The organism is Methylobacterium cerastii, assembly GCF_022179125.1.
In the GTDB taxonomy this organism is placed as follows: domain Bacteria; phylum Pseudomonadota; class Alphaproteobacteria; order Rhizobiales; family Beijerinckiaceae; genus Methylobacterium; species Methylobacterium cerastii.
Map to the genome: position 1 here is coordinate 1 of NZ_BPQG01000105.1, position 8560 is coordinate 8560.

Sequence of the window (8560 nt, forward strand, 5' to 3'; positions counted from 1 at the left end):
ATCAACGGGGTTTGGTATTAGCCGTGTCGTTCGAACTTGAGCGATTGGTCAAAACCGGTGACCTACCCTTCGACGGTAGTTGGGAGAACTATGCTCGGCCTACGGGCAAACATTTCGTAATTAGAACAAATCGCGCTCTGATTACAGCTAATCAAGTCGAAGATGCTAGCAAAAAACCACGCAAAGCTGTTTTCCGTGCAAATTTTGAGGAGTCCAATCAATCTCTATTGTTTGAAGACGATGAAGCAGAGCGCCGCAGAAAAATTGAGCAAGCAATCTTAGATGGTGAGCGGCGGTCATTGCACATACTTCATGGATATCAAGATCTCAATTTCGCACACATCGCTTACCCAAGCCCGGACAAAAATGGTCACATATTTCGGACCAATAATTTGATGCGATTGCCGCACGTGGCGATCGGCATGTTGACCCCACCCGAAGGTCCTACGGAGTCACCAGACCCTGAGATCATCGAGAGCATCGAACGGCATTTTCGTGACAATGACTAAGGTTTTATCTTTCCCGGATCGTAGTTCTGGCTTCTCTCCTGCTCGGCTAGTCGAAGCCCGGCTCGCCAAGCAGAAGTCGCGTGCCGAATTAGCGCGAGAGATAGATCTTAGTGGGCAAGCTATTGGTCACTATGAGACTGGCGAACGCCGTCCAGACATGTCTGTAATTATCCGTATCGCAAGCGCGCTAGAACAACCCGTTCCGTTTTTTCTAAAGCCAAGCCCTTCTATTGAGCGCCATCAAGGTACTCGCTATTTCCGTAGCGTGGGCGCTCGATCCAATAAGCTTAACTACGCTCTTGACGTCAGGGCTAAATGGCTCTGGGAACTGGTAAACCTCGTTGGATCCGAAATTCGTTTTCCGGCGCCCAATTTGCCCGATATTCTCCCTCCAGAGCACGGCATACATTACACTCTTGAAGAGTTGGAGAGTGCTGCAGAGCGCGTCCGGAGGCACTGGGGGCTAGGTGACGGTCCAATTGCAAATGTCGTAGCGCTGTTCGAGACTCATGGCGTAATAGTTACAAGACTCAGCTTAATATCAGACGATGTAGACGCCTTTTCATGCTGGATCGAAAAGCGTCCTTACATTTTGCTTGGCTCCGAAAAGCAGTCAAGTTGTCGATCAAGATTTGATGCAGCCCATGAGCTTGCTCATTTGCTACTTCATCGCGATATAGCACAAGAAGATTTAGAGGAAAAATCCGTCAGAGAACGCATAGAATTGGAGGCTCATGCTTTTGCTGCAGCGTTCCTATTTCCTCGCGTGGCGATGATGCGTGAGTTTTTTTCAACCCGTTTAAGTCATCTTAAAGGACTTAAATTACGGTGGCGAGTTTCGATGCAGGCAATCGCACACTGGGCAAAACGGCTCGGAATTATCGACGATTATCAGTATGTGTTGTTTAGAAAACAGATCAGCTCAAATAAGTGGAACAAAATTGAGCCGCTTGATAGAGAAATACCCATTGAAATGCCGCAATGGCTCCTCAAGTGCTGGCGCCTCTTTGCTGCAAGGCGCGCCTTACCCGCTCAAGGCGTAGAAGATACAATTGGCTTTTCGCTTGATCTGATTGCGAACTTATTTGGCGCACCTGGGGAAACTAGCCTGCTCACGAGATCGGTTGTCGCAACTGGATAGCGGCGCGTCATACTTGACGCAAAAAAAGTTCGGTTTCAAACTGAGACACTATCAGCCAACGGCAGCTCTGGATTCCGAGCTCGCCGTCGGCGCCGCGGAATGACAGGGTCGGGGCCGCTTACCCGGCATCGGACACCCTGCCCCTACACCACCACCGTGATCGCCTGCGCCGCCCGCGTCAGGCCGGTGTAGAGCCACCGTGCCCGGTGCTCGCGGAAGGCGAACGATTCGTCGAACAGCACCACCTTGTCCCACTGCGAGCCTTGCGCTTTGTGCACGGTGAGCGCGTAGCCGTAGGTGAACTCGTCGGTCTCGCGGCGCAGGAACGCCGGGATCTCCTCCTCGGACCCGGAGATCACGGCGCGTAAAACCTTGATGTCGACGGCGCGCTTGCGCGTGCCCCCGTCGTCCTCGGGCACCACGTCGAGGCGGATCGTGTCGGGGCGGGGCGGGGCGCGCAGGGCCTGCACGGTCCAGGTCGAGCCGTTGAGCAGGCCCTTGGTGCGGTCGTTGCGCAGGCAGACCAGCTTCTCGCCCACCGCCGGCATCGGGTCGACGTGGCCGGCGAGCTCCCGCAGCCGCCCGTTGTAGAGCCGGCGGGTCTTGTTCATGCCCACCAGCACCTGGTCGCAATCGAGCACCTGGGTCGGGTCGATCGACCGGCGCGAGACCACGCGGCTGGCGCCGTACGCGCCGAGCTCGAGTCGGCCGCCCTCGCGCACCGTCATCGCCATGCGGACGATCGGGTCGTCCTTGGCCTGGCGGTGGACCTCGGTGAGCATCACGTCGGGCTCGGCCTCGGTGAAGAAGCCGCCGCCGCGCACCGGCGGGAGCTGGGCCGGGTCGCCGAGCACCAGCACCGGCTTGTCGAACGACAGCAGGTCGTGGCCGAGGTCGGAGTCGACCATCGAGCACTCGTCGATGACGATGAGGTCGGCCTTGGCCGCCGGCCCGGCGCGGTTGAGGGAGAAGGCGGGGCCGCCCTCTTCCGTCTCCTTGGTGCGGTAGATCAGCGAGTGGATCGTCGCGGCGTCCGCGCAGCCCTTCTGCCGCATCACCGAGGCCGCCTTGCCGGTGAAGGCGCCGAACACGACGGAGCCCTCGACGTCGTCGGCGATGCGGCGGGCGAGCGTGGTCTTGCCGGTGCCGGCGTAGCCGAACAGCCGGAAGACCTGGGCGGCGCCCTTGTCCTTGCGCCAGGCCGCGATGGCCTTCAGCGCCGCGTCCTGCTGCGGGGCGAAGTGCTTGGGCGTGTGCGAGTGGTTGGGCAAGTGGTTGGATAGGTCCTCGTGCAAGGGCTTGTGCAAGGGCTTGTGCTTGTGCGCGTCCTCGGCGCGGTCGTCGCTCACGGCCAGCGCACGGTGGGCGGCAGCGAGGACAGGATCGAGGCGACGTTCCCGCCGGTCTTCAGGCCGAAGATCGTGCCGCGGTCGTGCAGCAGGTTGAACTCGACGTAGCGCCCGCGCCGCACCTGCTGCTCCAGCCGGTCCTCCTCGGTCCACGGCGTCGCGACGTTGCGCCGGACGATCTCGGGATAGGCCGCGAGGAAGGCGCCGCCGACGTCGCGGGTGTAGGCGAGGTCGGCCTGCGGGTCGCCGGTCCAGTGGTAGTCGTAGAAGATCCCGCCGACGCCGCGGGGCTCCTTGCGGTGCGGCAGGTAGAAGTACTCCTCGCACCACCGCTTGTACCTGTCGTAATCCGCAGCAGGAGCGTGGGCATCGCACGCCGCCTTGAGGCAGGAGTGGAAGTGCTGCGTGTCGGGGTCGTCCTGCGTGCGCCGGCGCTCCAGCACGGGGGTGAGGTCGGCGCCGCCGCCGAACCACGTCTTCGTGGTCACCACGAAGCGGGTGTTCATGTGCACCGTCGGCACGTTCGGGTTCCACGGATGCGCGATCAGCGAGATGCCGGTGGCGAAGAAGCGCGGGTCCTCGGCGGCCCCCGGCATCTGCGCGCGGAATTCCGGCGCGAACTCGCCGTGGACCGCCGAGACGTGGACGCCTGCCTTCTCGAACACCCGGCCGTGCAGCATCGCCATGGTGCCGCCGCCGCCCGGGAGGCCGGTGTGGTCGGTGCGCTCCCAGGGGGTCTTCTTGAAGGTCTGCGCAGCGTCCGGCGCGTCCGGGTGGAAGGGGCCGCTCGCGTCGGCCTCCAGCGTTTCGAGCGCGGCGACGATGCGGTCGCGCAGCGTCGTGAACCACGCGGTCGCCTCGGCCTTGAGCGCCGTGATGTCGGCCTCGGGCAGACGGGGGAGGGCGGGTGTGTCCGGCATCGTCATGGAGGCGGATGTCCCATTCCGCTCACCCGCCGTCAATTCACCGACGGCGAAACCGGGCCGCACCCCTCGCTTGACTTCGAGCACGCTCGAAGTCGTAGCCTCCAGAACATCGTGCCGAGGGCCAAAGGGTCCCAGGAGCACGGGGTGCATGCGGATCGGCGAACTCGCGCGACGCTCTCGGCTGACGGGCCACACCATCCGCTACTACGAGCGGATCGGGCTGCTGCCGTTCGTTGGCCGCGATGCCTCCGGGCATCGGGACTACGACGCGTCGATCCTGACCTGGATCGGCTTCCTCGACCGCCTCAAGACCACCGGCATGCCGATCCGGACGATGCTCGAATACGCGGCCCTGCGGCAGGCCAGACCGGCGACGGCCCCGGACCGCAGGCTGCTGCTCGAACGGCATCGCGTGCAGGTCCGCGCGCACGTCGCCGCGTTGCGGGAGGCCCTGACGGTCCTGGACACGAAGATCGCCGGCTATGCCGACACCACCGAAGGGATGAACGATGACGACGGACCAGCAGAACCCGACGACGGAAAGCCGCTACGCGCGCGGCGCCCGCGCGCTCGCTGAGATCGACGGGAAGGGCGGGGAGCACGTGGTGGCGGCGCTCGCCGACATCGCGCCGGACTTCGCCCGCTACCTGATCGAGTTCCCGTTCGGCGACATATACAGCCGCCCCGGCCTCGACCTGCGGTCGCGCGAGATCGCCACGATCGCGGCGCTGACCACGCTGGGCAACGCCGCCCCGCAACTGAAGGTGCACATCGCGGCGGGGCTGAACGTCGGCCTGTCTCGCGACGAGATCGTCGAGACCATCATGCAGATGGCGGTCTATGCCGGCTTCCCGGCCGCCCTCAACGGCCTGTTCGCCGCCAAGGAGGTCTTCGCGGCGCGCGCGACGGCCTGAAGCCGACCGCGCGCCGCGACCACCGGATGCGGTGGGGTTCGCGATCAGCCGATCTGCTGGCTCTGGGCGCCGCTGTCGGGGCGTGCCGGGCCGAGCACCGGCTCCTGGCCCATCGGCGCGTTCTGGACGACGTTGTAGACGCCCTTGCCGTCGAGCGACGGGCCGCTGGTCCAGCGCCCCTCGGGGGCCGGGGAGCCTTCGACGCCGGTGGCGAAGAAGCTGTAATTGTACTTCTGGTGCTCCTCGCTCTGCGGGAAGCTGTTCGGGATCGGCAGCGAGCCCTCGTAGCCCCCCAGCTCCTCGATCACCGCGAGCCATTGCTGCTGGTGCATCGTGTCGCGTGCGATGAGGAAGCTCCACATGTCCTTCATGCCGGGATCGTTGGTCGCGTTCGACAGCCGGACCGCGAGCACCCGCCCCGTCGTCTCGGCGGCGACGTTGCAGTACATGTCGGCAGCGAGGTTCCCGCTCGCGTAGACGTGGCTCATGTCGAAGGGCACGCCCTCGCAATTAGCCGGGAAGGCGGCCATGCCGGTCGAGAGTAGGTGCCGGTGCAGCATGCCCTCGACCACGTGGCGCGGGTTCTCTCCGCCCATGACGGCGCCGACCACCTTGTCGGCGACGCCCGCTTCCTGAAGCTTGGTCGGCGCGTTCTCGAGGTTCATCGCGACGGCGGTCGCCAGCATCTCGATATGGCCCATCTCCTCGGTCGCCGTGTTGAGGAGCATGTCCCGATACTTCGTCGTCGGCCCGCGGGAGCCCCACGCCTGGAAGAAGTACTGCATGCAGACGCGGATCTCGCCCTCGATGCCGCCGATGGCCTGCTGCAGCATGCGCGCGTAGACCGGGTCCGGGCTCTCGACCTTGACAGGATACTGGAGCCGCTTGTCGACATAGAACATATGTTATTTCCTTCGTGGAAAGTTGAGTGAACGACAAGCAAAGATGATCCCGCGCCTCTCGACGCGAAGTTCGCTCGTCTTACCCCCTGAAACCTTGGTTTTCTGAATCGGTTCACGCCGTCACGGCAGAAATATCCTCCGCCGCCCCGCGTCTCTCGCCTGCTTCACCTGCCTGCGCGGGCCGCAGGAGACCGTTCGCCCTCTGGAGGTGCGGCGGGCATCGCGTGCGGTTCAGGGCGTGAGACCAGCCCTTAGGACGACCCCTTGCGCGGTCCCTTGCCCGGCTCCTTGCCGGATCGCCTCGCCGCAGATCATCGCCGCGGCCACGGCGACGTTGAGCGAGCGCATGCCCTCTCGGATCGGCACCACCACCCGCGCGTCGGCCGCCGCGTGGACCGCCCCGGGGACGCCGGCCGATTCGCGCCCCATCAGGACGCAGTCGCCGTCGCGGAAGGCGAAGTCCGTGTAGGGCAAGGCGCCCGCGGTGGTGGCGAGCACCAGGCGGATGCCCTCCTGCACGCGCCACGCCGAGAACGCCGCCCAGGAGCGGTGCCGGGTGATCGCGACGTGGTCGAGGTAGTCCAGCCCCGAGCGGCGCAGGTGCCGGTCGGACACGTCGAAGCCCGCCGGCTCGATGATCTCGACGGCGAGCCCGAGGCAGGCCGCCATGCGCAGCAGCGTGCCGGTGTTCTGTGGGATGTCGGGCTGGTAGAGCGCGAGGCGGAGCATGGCCAAAGGGGATATCCGCTCCGGCCCCGCCGACCAATCCGCCTCGGCGAGGCTGGCCGACCGGCGCCCGCGCATGGCAGCCCCGACGCGCTGCGGCATCGCCTCCCGCTTGGCCGGGACCGCGGCGCGCTTACATGAGGATCACGCCTCCCCGACGCAAAGCACCCGCAAAACCATGTTCCTCGACTGGCTCGAGCGCCGCATCGACCCGTTCGCGCCCTTCGACGCGGAGCGGATGCCGCCCAGCACCGTGCTGGGCTTCGCCGCGTTCTACCTGCGGCCGATGCGGGCCGCCCTCGCCGCCCTGTTCGTCATCGCTGTGGTGGCGGGCACGGTCGAGGCCTCGCTCTACCTGCTGATGCGCTGGTTCATCGACCTGATGAACGGCGCCGACCGCACGACCCTGCTGCAGGAGCACGGGCTCGGGCTGGCGCTTGCCGCCCTGTTCCTCGTGGTCGTGCGCCCGATCACGATCTGGCTGCACGAGGTCGCCTCGAACCAGCTCATCGTGCCGCAGACCACCAACCAGGTCCGCTGGCGCACCCACCTTTATACCCTCGGCCACTCGCTCTCGTACTTCCAGGGCGACTTCGCCGGCCGCCTTGCCAACCGCATCGTGCAGGTCGGCCCGGCGGTGCGCGAGATCGCGGTCGTGTTCATCGACACCTTGCTCTACGTGGCGATCTACGCGATCACCGCGGTCGGGCTGTTCTCGTCGATCTCGGTGTGGCTGGCCCTACCGGTCGTCGTCTGGATCGCGGCCTACGCCGCGCTGACGGCGTGGTTCGTGCCCCGCGCCCGAGAACGGTCGCACCGCACCGCCGAGACCCGCTCGGCGCTGGTCGGCCGCGTGGTCGACAGCTACACCAACATCCTCACCGTCAAGCTCTTCGCCCGCGACCGCGAGGAGCGCGCCGCCGTGCGCGAGGCGATCGACAGCAACACTCGGACCTACCTGCACCAGTTCCGGCTGGTGACGCTGACGACGACCCTGCTCGGCATCCTCAACAGCGCCCTGCTGCTGGCCACCGGCAGCCTGTGCCTCGTGCTGTGGCAGCGCGGCGGCATGACGACGGGGGAGGCCGCCGCCGGCCTCGCCCTGGTCCTGCGCCTGCTCGCGATGTCGGGCTGGGTCATGCAAACCGTGCGCGGCGTGTTCGAGAACGTCGGCGTGATCCAGGAGAGCATGCAGACGATCAGCCGTCCGCACGGGCTCGTCGATGCGCCCGACGCCGCCGTGCTGAAGGTCGCGGGCGGCGACATCCGCTTCGAGAACGTCGGCTTCCATTACGGGCGTGGCGACGCCAACGTGATCGAGAACCTGTCGCTCCACATCCGGGCCGGCGAGAAGGTCGGCCTCGTCGGCGTCAGCGGCGCGGGCAAGACCACGATCACCTCGCTCTTGCTGCGCCTGCACGACGTCGAGAGCGGCCGCATCACCGTCGACGGCCAGGACATCGCGCGCGTCACGCAGGATTCGCTGCGCGGCGCCATCGCCATGGTCAGCCAGGACACCTCGTTGCTGCACCGCTCGATCCGCGACAACATCGCCTACGGCCGCCCCGACGCGACCATGGACGCGGTCGCCCGCGCCGCCGAGCTGGCGCATGCCGACGCCTTCATCCACGACCTCGTCGATCACAAGGGCCGGCGCGGCTACGACGCCCAGGTCGGCGAGCGTGGGGTGAAGCTCTCGGGCGGCCAGCGCCAGCGCATCGCCATCGCCCGGGTGATCCTCAAGGACGCTCCCGTGCTGATCCTCGACGAGGCGACGTCGGCGCTGGATTCCGAGGTCGAGGCGGCGATCCAGGAGAGCCTCGACACCCTGATGCAGGGCAAGACCGTGCTCGCCATCGCCCACCGGCTCTCGACCATCGCGGCGCTCGACCGCCTCGTGGTCATCGACGAGGGCCGCATCGTGGAGGAAGGGACGCATGCCGAGCTGATCGGCCAGGGCGGTCTCTACGCCCGCCTGTGGGAGCGGCAATCGGGCGGCTTCCTGCCCGACCGGGCGCCCAAACCCGAGGCCCGTCAGATTTCCGACGCGTTGCCGGGGTAGGTCTCGTCGATCACGCGCGCTTCCCTCCCCC

Annotated in this window: 9 protein-coding genes; 5 read left to right on the forward strand and 4 right to left on the reverse strand. The window is 65.6% G+C overall.

What is annotated here, in order from left to right; genetic code table 11:
* Both MFF13_RS24440 and MFF13_RS24445 read left to right on the forward strand, forming a co-directional pair.
* On the forward strand, window positions 1–509 hold a 509-nt coding region (locus MFF13_RS24440), incomplete at its 5' end, for a hypothetical protein (protein WP_238273186.1).
* Window positions 502–1650: an ImmA/IrrE family metallo-endopeptidase gene (locus MFF13_RS24445; protein WP_238273187.1), complete on the forward strand. Its 1149-nt coding sequence runs from the start codon at window positions 502–504 to the stop codon at window positions 1648–1650. The genes MFF13_RS24440 and MFF13_RS24445, both read left to right, overlap by 8 nt.
* Window positions 1651–1793: 143 nt before the next feature.
* On the opposite strand, the gene MFF13_RS24450 is transcribed toward MFF13_RS24445, so the two are convergent.
* Both MFF13_RS24450 and hemF read right to left on the reverse strand, forming a co-directional pair.
* Window positions 1794–2921 carry an ATP-dependent DNA helicase gene (locus MFF13_RS24450; RefSeq protein ID WP_147750578.1) on the reverse strand — a complete coding sequence of 376 codons (1128 nt, stop codon included), beginning with the start codon at window positions 2919–2921 and terminating at the stop codon, window positions 1794–1796.
* A 74-nt stretch (window positions 2922–2995) separates the two neighbouring features.
* Window positions 2996–3925, reverse strand: coding sequence for an oxygen-dependent coproporphyrinogen oxidase (hemF, locus tag MFF13_RS24455; RefSeq protein ID WP_147750551.1), 930 nt, complete (start codon window positions 3923–3925; stop codon window positions 2996–2998).
* Between the two features lie 148 nt (window positions 3926–4073).
* Here hemF and MFF13_RS24460 point away from each other — a divergent pair, with 148 nt between their 5' ends.
* Window positions 4074–4502, forward strand: a complete 429-nt coding sequence (locus MFF13_RS24460; protein WP_147750552.1) for a MerR family transcriptional regulator — start codon at window positions 4074–4076, stop codon at window positions 4500–4502.
* Window positions 4435–4839, forward strand: coding sequence for a carboxymuconolactone decarboxylase family protein (locus MFF13_RS24465; RefSeq protein ID WP_147750553.1), 405 nt, complete (start codon window positions 4435–4437; stop codon window positions 4837–4839). The genes MFF13_RS24460 and MFF13_RS24465 overlap by 68 nt, the downstream gene beginning before the upstream one ends.
* 44 nt (window positions 4840–4883) lie before the next feature.
* On the opposite strand, the gene MFF13_RS24470 is transcribed toward MFF13_RS24465, so the two are convergent.
* Window positions 4884–5741, reverse strand: a complete 858-nt coding sequence (locus MFF13_RS24470; protein ID WP_147750554.1) for a manganese catalase family protein — start codon at window positions 5739–5741, stop codon at window positions 4884–4886.
* 231 nt (window positions 5742–5972) lie between these two features.
* Window positions 5973–6470, reverse strand: coding sequence for a tRNA (cytidine(34)-2'-O)-methyltransferase (locus MFF13_RS24475; protein WP_147750579.1), 498 nt, complete (start codon window positions 6468–6470; stop codon window positions 5973–5975).
* Window positions 6471–6645: 175 nt separating this feature from the next.
* On the opposite strand from MFF13_RS24475, the gene MFF13_RS24480 reads away from it, so the two are divergent.
* Window positions 6646–8529, forward strand: coding sequence for an ABC transporter ATP-binding protein (locus MFF13_RS24480; RefSeq protein WP_147761898.1), 1884 nt, complete (start codon window positions 6646–6648; stop codon window positions 8527–8529).
* Window positions 8530–8560: the final 31 nt, after the last annotated feature.

What these genes read in the sequence shown, in the direction of transcription:
- hemF (WP_147750551.1), bottom strand. Translation starts at nt 3,925, where the DNA reads ATGACGATGCCGGACACACCCGCCCTCCCCCGTCTGCCCGAGGCCGAC.
- MFF13_RS24460 (WP_147750552.1), top strand. Translation starts at nt 4,074, where the DNA reads ATGCGGATCGGCGAACTCGCGCGACGCTCTCGGCTGACGGGCCACACC.
- MFF13_RS24475 (WP_147750579.1), bottom strand. Translation starts at nt 6,470, where the DNA reads ATGCTCCGCCTCGCGCTCTACCAGCCCGACATCCCACAGAACACCGGC.
- MFF13_RS24470 (WP_147750554.1), bottom strand. Translation starts at nt 5,741, where the DNA reads ATGTTCTATGTCGACAAGCGGCTCCAGTATCCTGTCAAGGTCGAGAGC.
- MFF13_RS24480 (WP_147761898.1), top strand. Translation starts at nt 6,646, where the DNA reads ATGTTCCTCGACTGGCTCGAGCGCCGCATCGACCCGTTCGCGCCCTTC.
- MFF13_RS24445 (WP_238273187.1), top strand. Translation starts at nt 502, where the DNA reads ATGACTAAGGTTTTATCTTTCCCGGATCGTAGTTCTGGCTTCTCTCCT.
- MFF13_RS24465 (WP_147750553.1), top strand. Translation starts at nt 4,435, where the DNA reads ATGACGACGGACCAGCAGAACCCGACGACGGAAAGCCGCTACGCGCGC.